At 41.8% G+C, this 14,315-nt stretch carries 13 protein-coding genes, 1 tRNA gene and 2 riboswitches; all 14 genes read right to left on the bottom strand.

Going from position 1 to position 14,315, the window contains the following annotated elements; all coding sequences use genetic code 11:
• Positions 1-60 precede the first annotated feature (60 nt).
• Positions 61-147, bottom strand: a riboswitch (cyclic di-GMP riboswitch).
• A gap of 107 nt (positions 148-254) precedes the next feature.
• Positions 255-341: riboswitch (cyclic di-GMP riboswitch) on the bottom strand.
• Positions 342-1,050: 709 nt separating this feature from the next.
• Entirely contained in the window at positions 1,051-1,407 is a 357-nt protein-coding gene (locus tag LHV68_09400; GenBank protein MCB4792089.1) for a four helix bundle protein, read from the bottom strand.
• An 82-nt stretch (positions 1,408-1,489) separates the two neighbouring features.
• Positions 1,490-2,419 (bottom strand): thiamine pyrophosphate-dependent enzyme, encoded by a 930-nt coding sequence (locus LHV68_09395; protein MCB4792088.1) that lies wholly within the window; start codon positions 2,417-2,419, stop codon positions 1,490-1,492.
• A 92-nt stretch (positions 2,420-2,511) separates the two neighbouring features.
• Entirely contained in the window at positions 2,512-3,711 is a 1,200-nt protein-coding gene (porA, locus tag LHV68_09390; protein MCB4792087.1) for a pyruvate ferredoxin oxidoreductase, read from the bottom strand.
• A gap of 93 nt (positions 3,712-3,804) precedes the next feature.
• Complete coding sequence (locus LHV68_09385) at positions 3,805-4,104, bottom strand: 4Fe-4S binding protein (GenBank protein ID MCB4792086.1); 300 nt, start codon at positions 4,102-4,104, stop codon at positions 3,805-3,807.
• A gap of 82 nt (positions 4,105-4,186) precedes the next feature.
• Complete coding sequence (locus LHV68_09380) at positions 4,187-4,765, bottom strand: 2-oxoacid:acceptor oxidoreductase family protein (GenBank protein MCB4792085.1); 579 nt, start codon at positions 4,763-4,765, stop codon at positions 4,187-4,189.
• Positions 4,766-4,880: 115 nt separating this feature from the next.
• A complete protein-coding gene (recR, locus tag LHV68_09375) occupies positions 4,881-5,477 on the bottom strand; it encodes a recombination mediator RecR (GenBank protein MCB4792084.1) in 597 nt (198 codons plus the stop codon).
• A 31-nt stretch (positions 5,478-5,508) separates the two neighbouring features.
• A complete protein-coding gene (gene dnaX / locus LHV68_09370; protein ID MCB4792083.1) occupies positions 5,509-7,194 on the bottom strand; it encodes a DNA polymerase III subunit gamma/tau in 1,686 nt (561 codons plus the stop codon).
• A gap of 79 nt (positions 7,195-7,273) precedes the next feature.
• The gene (locus LHV68_09365) at positions 7,274-8,716 is read right to left on the bottom strand and encodes a B12-binding domain-containing radical SAM protein (GenBank protein ID MCB4792082.1); all 1,443 of its coding nucleotides are present in this window, start codon (positions 8,714-8,716) and stop codon (positions 7,274-7,276) included.
• Between the two features lie 5 nt (positions 8,717-8,721).
• Positions 8,722-10,245, bottom strand: coding sequence for a B12-binding domain-containing radical SAM protein (locus LHV68_09360; GenBank protein ID MCB4792081.1), 1,524 nt, complete (start codon positions 10,243-10,245; stop codon positions 8,722-8,724).
• 24 nt (positions 10,246-10,269) lie between these two features.
• Positions 10,270-10,342: transfer RNA gene (locus LHV68_09355), tRNA-Ala, on the bottom strand.
• Positions 10,343-10,420: 78 nt separating this feature from the next.
• Complete coding sequence (locus LHV68_09350; protein ID MCB4792080.1) at positions 10,421-10,984, bottom strand: nucleotidyltransferase; 564 nt, start codon at positions 10,982-10,984, stop codon at positions 10,421-10,423.
• Positions 10,981-11,181 carry a hypothetical protein gene (locus LHV68_09345; protein ID MCB4792079.1) on the bottom strand — a complete coding sequence of 67 codons (201 nt, stop codon included), beginning with the start codon at positions 11,179-11,181 and terminating at the stop codon, positions 10,981-10,983. The genes LHV68_09350 and LHV68_09345 overlap by 4 nt, the downstream gene beginning before the upstream one ends.
• An 82-nt stretch (positions 11,182-11,263) precedes the next feature.
• A complete protein-coding gene (locus tag LHV68_09340) occupies positions 11,264-12,850 on the bottom strand; it encodes a CTP synthase (protein MCB4792078.1) in 1,587 nt (528 codons plus the stop codon).
• A 92-nt stretch (positions 12,851-12,942) separates the two neighbouring features.
• Complete coding sequence (gene purF / locus LHV68_09335) at positions 12,943-14,310, bottom strand: amidophosphoribosyltransferase (GenBank protein MCB4792077.1); 1,368 nt, start codon at positions 14,308-14,310, stop codon at positions 12,943-12,945.
• Between the last annotated feature and the right edge of the window lie 5 nt (positions 14,311-14,315).

Raw genomic sequence — 14,315 nt, 5'->3', positions numbered from 1 at the left:
AAATAATTTATTCAAATAGAAAAAATTAGTCCCACCTCTATTGTATTTGAACATGTTGACCCCGGTAACCCGGCTATCCTTCCACAAAAATGGTTAGGACCCGTGGCTTTGCGTCCTCCGATTTCTCGGAGTTTGCCTTTATCTATTCAACATTACAAGTAAAATGTTTCTCTATAATATAAAAAAAAGAGATAGGAATAATTTACACATAAATAAAAATTAGTCCTATCCCCTCTATAGACTGACATGTTGACCCCGGTAACCCGGCTATCCTTCCATAAAAATGGTTAGAACCCGTGGCTTTGCGTCCCCGGATTTCTCCGGGTTTGCCTTTATCTATTCAACATCATCAATATAAGTATACGCCGTTTTTACATATTTTCAAGGACTTTATTACTAAAAGACAGCTATTGGTATAAACAAAAAAGCAACAGATTCGAACCTGTTGCTTTCATATTGCAAAATCAACCAAAGTCCTACCAGGGGTCAATTTTGTAAATAGTTAATACTTATTGATATTTCAATATGTTTTAAAAAATAAACTCTGGCGGTAGGATTCGAACCTACAACCCTCCGGTTACAAGTGTCCCTTAAATTTCTTTAAGGCTTGGACTATCTCATTCTCCAACATAAGGAGAGCGGGCGCTTCGTACCAATTATTTGGCACTACGACCTTTCGGTCTAGTCTCTGCACCTTCCCCGAAAAAATATCGGGGCTTGGCTCAGGATTGCCTTACACCTTGCGGTAATCAGGGTTCCCTGAATTCACCCACTTTTTCAATCCCGCTTTCACGGGAAAGCTGCCTACTGACAGCCGGATGCTCCACCGTTGAGCTACGCCAGAATCAAACACGGTTATTTATTATATCTATTATTTTTTTAGCTTTCTTTGATTTGCTCAACGTTGGAGCTTGCTCCTCCTGCCGCCTCACCGTCTCGGCGGCCTGCGTACCTGTCCTGACTTATTCGTCAGGACACGCATCCATTGAGCTACGCCAGAATCTCAACTACAGTTATGTGTATTGTGTTCTGTGTTGCTTGAGTAAAAAATTAATTAACCGAGTTTTTTAAGCCGCTAAGCATTCTCGATATCGCATCTAGCTCTTGTTTTAACAACAAAAAATCTTTTTCCTGGATGTACCCTTGATTTTTTGATATCTGTATTATTGCTACACATTCAAACACAGAGCCCTTAGCTATATCAAGAAATCTAGTAAAATCTTTCCCGTTCCTGGAAGTACCTTCAGCTATATTTAATGCTATAGAGACAGAAGCTCGCCTAATTTGATTCGTGAGTCCGAATGTTTCTTCTTTAGGAAAACACTTTGTTACTATATAAATTCTATCAACAAAATTTATAGATTTTTTATATACTTCAAGTTTTTCAAAACTAAATTCAAGACTCATTTCCGAACCTGTACCAGGAACTCACTACTCACAACTCATAACTGATTTGGTATATTCTACTTATCTGATTTTTGTTTGTCAATTATGCGAAACAACTCTCAAGCTTCAGCAATTTTTCCCAGCGTTCGTCAACTTCTTTCTGTATCTGGTCCAAGAGGGCCTTGTTCTCTGTTTTAAGAAGGTGTTTGAACCTTACCTGCGGGGCAAAAAACTCGGTTATCGGCTTTTTCACTTTGGGTTTTATGTTAATTTTATATTTGCCGTTCTCAACTTCATAAACAGGCCACATGCATGTTTCTACTGCGAGCCTGCCGAGCAGCATCGTGTCTTCCGGTTTATATCCCCAGCCAAGCCTGCAGGGCTGTAATATATTTATGAAACTGGGTCCGTCAACATCCAGGGCTTTCTGAACTTTTGTCGTAAAATCGTTCCAGTAACCTACAGCCGACTGAGCAGCGAAAGGTATCTCATGAGCTACCATAATCGCTGTCAAATCCTTTCGCACCTGTTCTTTTCCCTGCTTTACTTTTCCAGTAGGAGCTGTTGTTGTATGCGCGCCTTTAGGTGTAGCGCCGCTTCTTTGTATGCCGGTATTCATATAAGCTTCGTTATTATAGCAGATGTAAAGCATCTTGTGGCGCCGTTCCATAGCACCTGAGAGTGACTGCAAGCCGATATCGTAAGTACCGCCGTCGCCGCCGAACGCGATGAAATGTATATCGTCCTTGATCTTGCCCTGCTTCTTAAGGCTCCTGTATGCTGTTTCAACGCCGGAACACGTGGCTCCGGAATTTTCAAAAGCTGCATGTATGAACGGCGTTTTCCATGCACTATAGGGAAATATGGTGGTTGCGACTTCAAGGCATCCTGTCGCGCTTGTAACAACTATATTTTTGTCGCCTGACGCAAGCAAAGCCTGCCTGGCTATGATACCTGCTCCGCAGCCTGCACAAAGCCTGTGTCCGCCCGTCACTAAATCTTCTTTTTTACATAGTTCTTTTAAATTAGCCATTTAATTTACTCCTCTTAATGTTGTGAGCCTTGAGTCTTGGGTCTTGAGTCAGAAACACATAACTCACAACTCAATACTCAGGACTGATTTTATTATCTTAAGTTTATATATTCCAATAACTTTCCTACGGCTTCGCCTGACTTAATTTTGCCTAACCTTTCAAAAACTTCTGTGAAATGTCCCGTCATTATATCCCTTCCGCCAAGGCCGTATATATAGTTTACTATCTTGGGGCCGCTGCCGTTCAGGTTTGCATAAAGGGCTGATGTGACTTCCGTAAAAAGAGGCCCGAAGGAGCCCGCACACATATCAGAGCGGTCCAATACAGCGACAGCTTTCAGCTTTGATAGGTCTTTTGCCAGTTCGGTGTGAGGAAAAGGCCTGAAGGTTCTTATTTTTATAAGCCCGGCTTTTACACCTTTTTCCCTAAGTTCATCTATCACGACTTTTGCAGTTCCAGCAGCAGAACCGATGATAACGATAGCGGCCTCAGCGTCATCCATTTTATATTTTTCATAGAAATCGTACTGCCTGCCGAATTGTTTAGCAAAATCATTCGCTACTTCCATTATTATCGGCTTTGCGTCTTCCATACCTTTTGCAAGCTGGTAACGGTGTTCAAAATAGTAATCCTGAAGGTCAAGAGCCCCAAGAGTAAAAGGCTTCTTTATATCAAGCAGGTATCTTTCCGGTTTATACTCGCCTATGAATTTTTTTACTTCTTCATCAGGCAGCGTTTCAACAACTTCCATGCAGTGGCTGATTATAAAACCGTCAGTGGTCACCATTGTGGGAAGCTTGGCTTTTTCAGCTATTCTTACAGCCTGTATCATATTATCATATGCTTCCTGAGAATTCTCTGAATAGATCTGTATCCATCCCGCATCCCTTGCGCCCATCGTGTCCGATTGGTCTCCGTGAATGTTTATCGGCGCTGAAAGCGCGCGGTTTACTTCTGCCATCACTATAGGAAGCCTAAGGCCCGCTGCGATGTAGAGCATCTCCCACATAAGCGCAAGACCCTGTGACGAAGTACCCGTCATCGTCCTTGCACCTGCTGCGCAGGATCCGATACATGCGGACATAGCTGAGTGTTCGCTTTCAACCGCGACAAACTCGGTAGGAACAACTCCGTCCGCAACAAACTGGGAGAATATCTGTACTACTTCGGTTGCAGGCGTGATAGGATAAGCTGCTACTACGTCCGGCGCAATCTGGCGCATCGCTTCTGCCATTATCTCATTTCCTGTTTTTGCCACTATCTTACTTAATTTGGATGTTGTCTGAACCATTGTAAACTCCTTAAAGTAAAAGGTCATGAGTCGTGTGTCTTGAGTCTTGGGTCCAAGACCCATAACCCATGACTCATTACTCAGAACAGTTTGTTATTTTTTCTCTTTTTCCATCAATATAGCTTTGACAGGTTTTACGGGGCATTCTTTTGCACAAATGCCGCATCCTTTACAATGGTCATAATCAAAACCCGTCATTTTGCCGTCTTTAACCACGACTGAACTATCCGGGCACCCTATCCAGCAGAACATGCATTGTATGCATAACTTCTCGTTCCACACAGGTCTTTCGCTTCTCCAGTCGCCGGTTTTAAATTTTGCTGCTGTACCTGCTTCAAGGATATCTCCTATCGGGAGCTCTTTCCAACCTGGTTTTTTCTCTTCGATTTTCATTATTAACTCCTGTCATGTGTCCTGGGCCATGTGTCTTGGGTCAATGGCTCATGACCCACTACTCATGACTCATGACGATATTTTATCCATTCTTTACTTCTTCGTATGCTCTTTTTATTGATGCAAGGTTTCCTTCAATGACCTGCGGTTTATGCCTGAATTTGAGCTCAAGCTTGTGTTTTGTATCTTCAAGAACACCAGTTATATCAAGGTTACCAATGACTTTTACAAGTGCTCCAAGCATAGGCGTGTTCGGTATGTTCATGCCTATTGTTTCCTGGGCTATCTGGCTTGCATTTACTACAGAGACCTGGCTTGAAGGAATTCCCAGTTTTTTTGCAATTTCTGAGGCTGAAAAAGAAGTGTTAACTATCACTTTTCCGCTCGCTTTTAAACCGTCTGTTACGGCAACGCTGTCCATGAGCGTCGGATCAAGTATCACCACAAAATCCGGTTCTGTGATACCGCAATGAAGAGTTATCGGCTTGTCGCTTATCCTGTCAAAAGACTGGACAGGCGCACCCATCCTTTCAGGCCCGTATTCAGGGAAAGCCTGGATATATTTTCCTGTAGCAAGCGCTGCTTCTGCAAAAAGAAGCGCAGCGGTCTTTGCACCCTGCCCGCCTCTTCCATGCCATCTTATTTCTACCATTTCTGACATAAATTAACTCCTTTATAAATTAATAAAAGGTAAACGGTAGAAGGTAGATGGTAGAAGGAAAAAATCATTATCTATCCGTCTCCCATTTACCGTTTCCCGTCTACCCAATCTGTAATTACATTTCTCTCCGGCCCTCTATGGCACGGGACAAGGTTACCTCATCAGCATATTCTAGGTCTCCGCCTACAGGCAGGCCGTATCCCAGGCGGGTCACTTTGACGTTTAGAGGTTTTATCTGTTCTGAAAGGTATAATGCCGTGGTTTCACCCTTTGAATCTGTATCCGTAGCTACTATTATTTCTTTTATTTTATCATTTTTGATGCGGTTAATCAACTCTTTGACCCTTATATCAGCAGGGCCGACCCCGTCAAGAGGCGAAAGCGCCCCTCCTAAGACAAAATACATCCCGTCATAGTTTTTTACATGGCTTAAAGCTAACAGGTCCTGAGGAGTTTCTACAACACATAATATAGAGGCATCCCTGGACTCATCCTTGCAAATAGGGCACGGGTTTTCTTCACTCAAGTTATAACACCGGTCGCAAAGATGTATGAGTTCTCTTGCCTGTCTTATCGAATTTATCAGGTCTTCTACGCTTGCCTCCGATGACTTTAAAATATAGTAGCTCAAGCGTTCAGCCATCTTGGGGCCTATACTCGGAAGTTTTCTTAAGGACTCTATCATTCGTTCGATCGACTGCGGCCTGTTCATTTCTTTTACCTTATAAAAGGATCAGACATCTTTATGAAGATGCCCTTTTCTTTGTAATCTTCCCGTGAAATTTATCGGATACCCTTTTCACATCAGCAGGTATATTCTCTTCGTCAATAACAGCATCTTCAAGCCTGTACATATCGCTGCTTGGGGCAGGGCTGTTTTCCTTATCTATGACTATTCCTTCCTCTTGTCCTTCAAAAGACAGCGAGGGTATATCTGCATCCACAACGGTTTCGATCCTTAATTCACTGCCGAAAATATCTTTTATTATTTTTTCAACCAACTCCTGGTTGCGTTTTATGCTTTCCTGCTGGAAATTGCTTCTTACAGCCAAATTTATTTTGGCCCCTGTCACCCCTTTTATTAAAACTTCCGACAAAACACTCCCTAGGTGGGGGCTTGCAAGCTTTGCCTCTGATACAACGTTTTTCCATAAGCTCATTTGATCTTTATCATAAATAATTGGACTCGCCTGTGCCTCTTCTTTAGCTTTATCTTTTGTTTCTTCCTCTTCCTTTATCTCTACCTTTATCTTCATCTTTTCCTTTATCTGCTGTATCTTTTCCGGTTCATCTGTCATTGGGAGGTTTTTTTCCAGGTTCTCAAGCTTTTCAACTAACTCGGACACAGAGGCATAAGGCTGGGCTACCCTCAACAGATAAAGCTCCAATATCAGCCTTGGCTGTGCGTTCCAGCGCATTTCATCAAGCAGTTTAGACAGGATGTTCCCTGTCCTTATAAGCCAATCGCTTGAAAATAATTCTTTTTGGCTTTTCAACAGCTCCTCTTCTTCCTTTGTAACCTCAAGAACGTCCTTGTTCAATTTATACAAGAGAAGATGCCGGAAATGTTCCCTTAAATCCCTTGCAAACTGTACCAGGCTGTATCCTTGTTCCGAAATATCTTTTATCAAAGAAAGGATATTTGCGGAATCTCTTTGGGCTATGCAGGTCACAGCACTACATACTATCTTTTTAGGCAGGAAACCCAGGAGGTTTTCCATATCTTTGAAAGTGACTTTTCCCGAGGTAAAAGAAACGACCTGGTCAAGCAGGCTTAAGGCGTCGCGCAAGGACCCGCCTGCGGATTCCGTAATGACCCGTAAAGCTTCCTGCTCGATCTCGAATTTTTCTGTTTTCATTAATTTTTCTATGTGGGCGATTATTTCTTTTGAGGAAATCAGCTTAAAACGGTACCGCTGGCAGCGCGAAAGTATAGTCACCGGTATCTTTTGAGCTTCCGTAGTTGCAAGTATAAAAACTACGTGAGGGGGCGGCTCTTCAAGCGTTTTAAGAAGGGCGTTAAAAGCCGCGTCAGTTATTTGGTGGGCTTCATCTATGATATAGATTTTATATTTTGAAGAAGCAGGCGCAAATTTTACGTTATCTCTTAAAGCCCGTATCTCGTCAATGCCGCGGTTAGATGCGCCGTCGATTTCCTGGACATCGACATTATTTCCCGCCACTATCTCAGTGCAATTTGAACATTTGTTGCAGGGTTTATCGGTAGGCCCTTCTTTGCAGTTCAATGCCTTTGCAAGTATCCTTGCAGTAGTGGTCTTTCCTACGCCCCTGGGCCCGCTGAAAAGATATGCGTGGGCAACGCGGTTTTCGGAAATGGCATTTTTCAGTGTCCGCGATATATGTTCCTGCCCTACAATATCGTCAAATGTTTGCGGCCGGTACTTCCTTGCAAAAACTACGTAAGACATAAGACCTCTCATACTTATATTTTTTATATTTGCATCTTAAAACAAATATATTTAACCTGAATCGTTATTTGTTCTGCTATCATGCTTTTGAATTAACTGTCTTAAAATAACTGCCTGATCTGCCGCTGTTCCCGAGCCTTATACCCAACAAACCCGCTGTTTGAACAAACCTCTTGAACCTTTTTGCCCTTTCCGGGTAATCATTTTTGCCGTCAAAAGTGCTCCAGAAAAGCATGTGGCTGCCGCTTGGGACATTGAATTCCTGCGAATGCCCGGACAGATAAGTGCCTTCATCTATGGAACAAAAGGTCTCGCTCGGGTCAGCTATATATAAATATCCGGCGTTCCTCTTTAGAAATTTCAGGGTTTGTTCAAAATCTTTTTTGCTCTCAGTAGGAAAACCCACGATAAACCCCCCTATCATGACGATGCCTGCTTCTGACACATCTCTTATCAATCTTTCCGCGGTTTTTATAGTAAACGGTTTCCTCATGTCCTTAAGCACTTTCTGCGAGCCGCTTTCAATGCCAAAACTTAAAGAACCGCACCCGGCCAGTTTCATCTTTATCAGCATTTCTTTTGTCATCGCGCCGCAAAGAGCTGCTTCGCCGCTCCAGGACAGGTTTTTGAACCGTCTATTTTTAGTCTTGTACTTCAATATTAAATCGCAGAATCTTATTAATTCCTTAATGTTTCCGTTAATTATAGAATCGCAGAAATACAGAGTATCTACATTTTTGTATAATTTTAATTGATGCTCCAATTCCTTAAACAGCCTGTCAGCTTTTAGAGACCTGAAGTTTTTCCATATTGAATCTACTGTGCAAAACACGCACTTGTAGGGGCAGCCTCGCCCTATATAGACGGGTAAAACATTCGAGTTTAGATACCGGCCTAATTGAAAATCACTGAAGTCCGCAAACGCAAGGCGGTTTATATTTTTTATCGCCGGCCTTGGCCCGCAGTCGATAACCTTTTTATTTTTTTTGAACAGTATCCCTTTTAAAAAACCCGGTTTCCCATTTTTTTCAATTATTCGTATAAGCTCAGGCAGCGTTTCTTCCGCTTCCCCCAGGACCACGGCGTCAATGTTCTCGTTTTCTATCGCTCTATTGCCGGCCCTCCCGGGCAGGCATTCCGGCCCTCCGATGATTATGACCCTTTCCACATCCGCTGCCTTTATCAGTCTGGCAAGCTCAAGGCTCATCAAAAGAGAACTGTAGTGCGTGGAAAAACCTATAACCTTAGCCTTGCTTGCCAGTATTTTCCCGGCCCATTTTGATATCTCTTTTTTATTGTCTTCAATAAATTTCAGGACAAAATCTTTCTGTGTCCAGAGCTGTGCTTTGGGGATATCCCACAAACCCTTGTAGTCTTTTTTAACTTCATGATAAAGGGTGTTATTGATATCAAAGACCTCAACTTCAAACCCGGCCTTGCGCAAAGCAGCTGAAAGCAGCGCGACCCCGAGCGGCGGGAACTTCCTTTGCCATTGTGGAGTTTGGACTAAGGCTACTTTCATCTTGTTCAATTAATAACCTGCCAGGAATTAACCGGCACGGCACCAGCATGCTTTTTAAGACATGTCCCGGCTTTTTTAAGCTCCTTCAGATATTTGCGATACCTTTCAAGGTCTAACGATTTGCGGGACATAAAAGCACTGAGTTCCGGTTCTGCACCCTTTATTTTTAACTTTGCTGCTGTCCTGCCAAGGGCTTCCTGCCTGCGCAACCTTTCCGGATAAGTATTGCCGTTTTTTGTGCGCCAATAGTTGCCGCCGGCAGGCGATAAAACCCCGAATTTCTTAAAATCCCTGTAAATATCCGTATTCCCGGGTATATCAAAAACCGGAGGAACGGATATTGCATCAATATAATTTGAATTCCTTTTTACGAATTCAATGGTCTTTTTAAAATCTTCTTCTGTTTCTAAAGGAAACCCTACTCTGAAAGACACATGAGTAAAAATACCTGCTTCATGCGAATCACGAATGACCCTTTGTGCGGCAAGGATATTAAACTTCCTTCCCATCTTATCAAGCACCCTTTGAGAACCGCTTTGAATTCCGTAATATAAATAATCGCACCCGGCTGTTTTCATTTTTAAAATAGCTTTGCGCGAAAGCTCAGGTAAAGGGACTGCTGTCCCGCCCCAGGATATTCTGGTTTTAGCCCTGCGCTGGTATTTGGCCATCAACTCACAAAATTCCATAAGCACGTTCATATCCCCGTTTAAAATCGCGTCATAAAAAAATATGCTGTTTAGCCCGGTTTTTTTAGCCAGGTATTTTACGGTTTCAAAGATCCTTGTTCCGCTCATCGTGCGGAACTCATGCCAGGAATAATCCAAATAACAGTTGACGCACTCCAAAACGCATCCCCGGCTGGCTCTCATGGGAATTTTATGGAAGTTTTTGTATTTATCTAAAGGAAAAACTCCGAAATCAGGAAAAGGCAGTTTGTCAAGGTCCTTAATGACAGGCCTGTCGCCGCAATCTATTATATCCGGGCCTTTTTTATATATAACTCCTTTACAGAAAGATATTTTCTTATTTTTTTCTAACTTGTTTAAAAAATCCGGAAATGTGGCTTCAGCTTCTCCGAGTATTACGGCATCAACGTTTTTTTCATTTAAAAAGTGGCCTGCCTGCCTTTGCCTTACGCAGAGATAACCGCCAAAAACAATGAGCTTATTTTTGTCCAGGAATTTAATTTTGTCTGCAAGCTCCATGCTTGCCAGTTTTGTAGAAGACGTAATGGAAAAACCAACCACAGCAGAATCTATAAGGCTTTTTTGCTTTAAGATCAGGTCAATTATCCCTTTATTTTCAGCAAAAAATCTTTCAACATAATTTCTATCTTCCCATGCCAAAAAATCCCCGGAGCCCCATTTAGCCTTATATTTGCTATCGGTCTTATGATATAACTCGTTATTTATATCTATAACATTTACTTTGTGCCCGTTTTTTTTTAGGACTGACGCAAGAACAGCTAAATTCAACGGAGGCGTGTCTATACCCCAGGCTGGAGCTTGTATTAAAGTTACTTTCATGATTGATCTTGCTTTCTTTAAAAATGGACCGGACCGGATTCGAACCGGCGACCTCATCGTTGCGAACGATGCGTTCTCCCAGCTGAACTACCGGCCCATTTACAGTGAACAGTAACCAGTTACCAGTGACCGTAAAATCTAATTTTCAGTGAAGATAATTATATATTTATGTTTCTTATTTTACAATATTATCTTTCAATTTGATAAAATCCTTCAACATATTCTCTTTCCCGGGAACATTGAAAAACTCTTTAAGGCATTTTTTGATATATTCATAATTTATTTTATCGTTGTTTTTTATCAATATGTTTTTTATATCTTCTAAATCAACGGCACGGCCGGCAAAGATTTTATGTACTATCAAATCTTCCATTGACGTAAATTTGACTGGATAATCTTCTATAATCACCCTGTTTACTCTATTTATTGCCTGTTTTTCATATTCGGAAAAAGAAAAAATAAAATCTACCCTTATTTTAATATTTTTTTCTTCAACAGGCAAAACCATTGTTTCATAAACAAATTCATCAGATTTTCCGGGTATCATTGAAAGGTTTAAGTCTCGACACAGTTTTTTCACTATTTCAAGCTTATCTGTACCTATACCTAAGGTAACATTAATATCTCTTGTTAAACGAACACTGCCGTACAACAAAACCGCCTGCCCACCAATAACCATGTACGGGATATTATTCCTATCCAGAGCCTCGGCCAGCTTTTTTATAAGAACCTGTATCATTTTAGCCTATTAACGATTTTTGAGATTTGCAAATTAACTTCGATGCCTTCAAGGATATTCTGGTCGTTTATTATGCCCAAAGATACAGCTTCGTTATGAAGCTGTTCATATACACAAAGAGCTTCAAGATAAGATAGCTTTTCATTTTTAATAAATTCTGTATTAAATTGATCTAATTTTTTAAAGTTTTGTATCATAAAGTTTTCATTAAAGTTTATTAAATTATACAATATTATGGGCAAAAAAACAAAAAGACACGAAAGAAGGGATTAGTTGGGTTTATTTGTTTTTTATGGAAGCTTTGATAAAATCGTTGAACAAGGGATGGGGCCTGTTGGGCCTGGATTTGAACTCGGGATGGAATTGTACTGCTAAAAACCACGGATGATTTTTAAGTTCTACTATCTCTACAAGGCCTTTTTCTTCATACTCGCCTGCCAGGAACAAACCTTTTTTCTGCAGTATCTCTTTAAACTCGTTGTTCACCTCATACCTGTGGCGGTGCCTTTCATAAACAAGGTCATATTTGTATGCTTTGTACGCAAGGGAGTTCCTCTTTATCCTGCACGGATACTTTCCGAGCCTCATAGTTCCGCCCTTATGCATTACATTCTTTTGTTCAAGCATCAGGTCTATAACAGGATACGGCGTGTTAGGGTTAAACTCGGTAGAGTTTGCGCCTTTAAACCCGCAGATATTTCTTGCAAACTCAATAACGGCCATCTGCATGCCAAGGCATAGCCCGAAATACGGAACTTTGTTCTCCCTTGCATACCTGACAACTTCAAGTTTACCCTCAATTCCCCTGTCTCCGAAACCGCCCGGTACAAGTATACCGTCCGCTTTTTTAAGCTCATCCTTCAAATTCCTGTTTTCCACGTCAGCATATTTAATATTAACAATAACATTATTATTTATTCCGGCATGGACAAGCGATTCCCAGATGCTTTTGTAGGAATCCTTGAGCTCAGTATATTTGCCGGCTATCACTATGTTAATGGTTTTCTTCCTGTTCTTTATTTTTTTAAGTAATTCTTCCCATTTTTTAAGGTTGCTCTTTCTTGCTTTCAGATGAAGTATCTCAAGTATGAGTTTATCCAGGTTCTGTTCCTTAAGGACCAGCGGCACTTCATAAATGCTGTGCGTAACATCCCTTTCCTCGATAACAGCATCTTCCCGCACGTTGCAGAAAAGAGACATCTTCTTTTTCATTTCTTTACTGATAGGCCTTTCAGTCCTGCAAACAAGTATCTGAGGCTGTATTCCGATTTCCCTGAGCTTTGCAACGCTTTGCTGTGTGGGTTTTGTTTTTAATTCTTCTGCCGCGCGAATAAACGGCACTAAGGTTACGTGCAGAAAACAAATATTGTCGGGACCCAGCTCGTGGCCCATCTGCCTTACCGCTTCTAAAAACGGCAGCCCTTCTATGTCTCCTGTGGTACCGCCTATTTCAACTATAACTACGTCATGGTTTACCCCTAGTTTTTGTATCCGTGATTTTATTTCATTTGTGACATGAGGTATCACCTGTACCGTTCCGCCCAGGAACTCACCTTTTCTTTCTTTGGTTATTATCGTGTCGTAAACAGCCCCGCTCGTAAAATTATTGTTCTTTGACAGGTTTACATCCATGAACCTTTCATAATGGCCGAGGTCTAAGTCCGTCTCTGCCCCGTCATCAGTGACAAAAACCTCGCCGTGCTGGAAAGGACTCATGGTGCCCGGGTCTACATTCAGGTACGGGTCTATTTTAACTACAGTCACTTCTAACCCGCAGCTTTTTAAAATACTGCCAAGTGATGCAGCCGTTATGCCTTTACCCAGGGATGATACTACCCCGCCGGTTACGATGATATATTTTGCCATTTTTTTCTCCTTGAAACTTCAGGGTCACAGGGTCAAGGGTTTAGGGTCAAGGACTTCCTAACTACTTGACCCTTGCTACTTGACCCTTTATTTTACTCCAAGTTATATTTAGAAACTTTTCCTTTTATTATTTCCGGGTAGTTACCGCTGAAACAGGCCGTACAAAATTTATCTTTCGGCTGGAACATCGCCTTTAACATCCCTTCAACGCTTAAATACCCGAGGCTGTCAACCCCGATTATCTTTGCTATTTTTTCCACGCTGTTTTGAGCGGCTATAAGTTCCTTCTTAGTATGAAAATCTATCCCGTAAAAACATGGATGCCGCAAAGGCGGGCAGCTTACCCGCATATGTATCTCTTTAGCCCCGGCTTCCCTCAATGCTTTTATCCTTGTTTTGCTTGTAGTGCCTCTTACTATCGAGTCTTCTATAACTACTAATCTTTTTCCTTTTATCACATCTTTTACCGGATTAAGTTTTAGTTTTACGCTCATATCCCTCATTTCCTGAAGAGGCTGTATAAAAGTCCTGCCTATATAATGGTTCCTTACTATCCCCATTTTAAACGGTATCTGAGACTCCTTGGCAAACCCCAAAGCTGCATAGTTTCCTGAATCAGGGATTGGCATGACCATGTCAGCGTTTGCCGGGCATTCCCTGGCAAGCTCTCTTCCCAGCCGCTCCCGGGTCAGGCATACGTTTTGTCCGAAAATGTTGCTGTCCGGCCTTGCAAAATATATATATTCAAAAATACAGAAAGCTTTCCGCGGGCTTTTAAAAACATTTATTGACCTGATCCCTTTTTTACTTATGACGACCATTTCACCCGGCTCAATTTCCCGGACATACTTTGCGCCCGAGATATCAAAAGCACAGGTCTCCGAAGCCACAACGTAGCTGTCCCCTATTTTACCCAAGGCCAGCGGCCTGAAACCATACGGGTCTCTTACTGCTATTATCTTATCTTCCGTCATAAGAAGAAAAGAATAGGCTCCTTTTAATTGTTTTAAGGATTCTATTATCCTGTCTTCGATTTTTTCTTTTTTCGAACGGGCGATAAGATGGACCACAAGTTCGCTGTCCGTTGTAGTCTGGAATATAGCGCCGCTGGATTCAAGTTTATACCTTAAGTCTATCGTATTGACAAGGTTCCCATTGTGTGCGATTGCAAGAAAATACCTGTTATGTTTTATCAAAAACGGCTGGGCGTTCTTTATCAAAGATGAGCCTGTCGTAGAATACCTGACATGTCCTATGGCTATATTGCCGGAGAGTTTGCAAAGCTTATCCATAGTCAGCACATCGCCAGCCAGGCCCATACCAACGATATGATTTACATTCTTTCCGTCAGAAACAACAAGGCCGGCGCTTTCCTGGCCCCGGTGCTGAAGCGAATAAAGGCCAAGGTAGGTTAGTTTTAATGCTTCCTTATGGTTATAGACTCCGAATAAACCGCACATAATAA

The sequence above is a fragment of the Candidatus Liberimonas magnetica genome (assembly GCA_020523885.1).
GTDB classification, from domain to species: domain Bacteria; phylum Elusimicrobiota; class Endomicrobiia; order Endomicrobiales; family JAFGIL01; genus Liberimonas; species Liberimonas magnetica.
Note: the sequence above shows the minus strand (reverse complement) of the source record. Positions and strands in the feature narration are given on the sequence as shown.

Coding starts and splice junctions, on each gene's coding strand:
- LHV68_09345 (MCB4792079.1), bottom strand. CDS start 11,181: ATGATACAAAACTTTAAAAAATTAGATCAATTTAATACAGAATTTATT.
- LHV68_09360 (MCB4792081.1), bottom strand. CDS start 10,245: ATGAAAGTAACTTTAATACAAGCTCCAGCCTGGGGTATAGACACGCCT.
- recR (MCB4792084.1), bottom strand. CDS start 5,477: ATGAACAGGCCGCAGTCGATCGAACGAATGATAGAGTCCTTAAGAAAA.
- LHV68_09350 (MCB4792080.1), bottom strand. CDS start 10,984: ATGATACAGGTTCTTATAAAAAAGCTGGCCGAGGCTCTGGATAGGAAT.
- LHV68_09385 (MCB4792086.1), bottom strand. CDS start 4,104: ATGAAAATCGAAGAGAAAAAACCAGGTTGGAAAGAGCTCCCGATAGGA.
- LHV68_09380 (MCB4792085.1), bottom strand. CDS start 4,765: ATGTCAGAAATGGTAGAAATAAGATGGCATGGAAGAGGCGGGCAGGGT.
- LHV68_09365 (MCB4792082.1), bottom strand. CDS start 8,716: ATGAAAGTAGCCTTAGTCCAAACTCCACAATGGCAAAGGAAGTTCCCG.
- dnaX (MCB4792083.1), bottom strand. CDS start 7,194: ATGTCTTACGTAGTTTTTGCAAGGAAGTACCGGCCGCAAACATTTGAC.
- purF (MCB4792077.1), bottom strand. CDS start 14,310: ATGTGCGGTTTATTCGGAGTCTATAACCATAAGGAAGCATTAAAACTA.
- LHV68_09395 (MCB4792088.1), bottom strand. CDS start 2,419: ATGGCTAATTTAAAAGAACTATGTAAAAAAGAAGATTTAGTGACGGGC.
- LHV68_09400 (MCB4792089.1), bottom strand. CDS start 1,407: ATGAGTCTTGAATTTAGTTTTGAAAAACTTGAAGTATATAAAAAATCT.
- porA (MCB4792087.1), bottom strand. CDS start 3,711: ATGGTTCAGACAACATCCAAATTAAGTAAGATAGTGGCAAAAACAGGA.
- LHV68_09340 (MCB4792078.1), bottom strand. CDS start 12,850: ATGGCAAAATATATCATCGTAACCGGCGGGGTAGTATCATCCCTGGGT.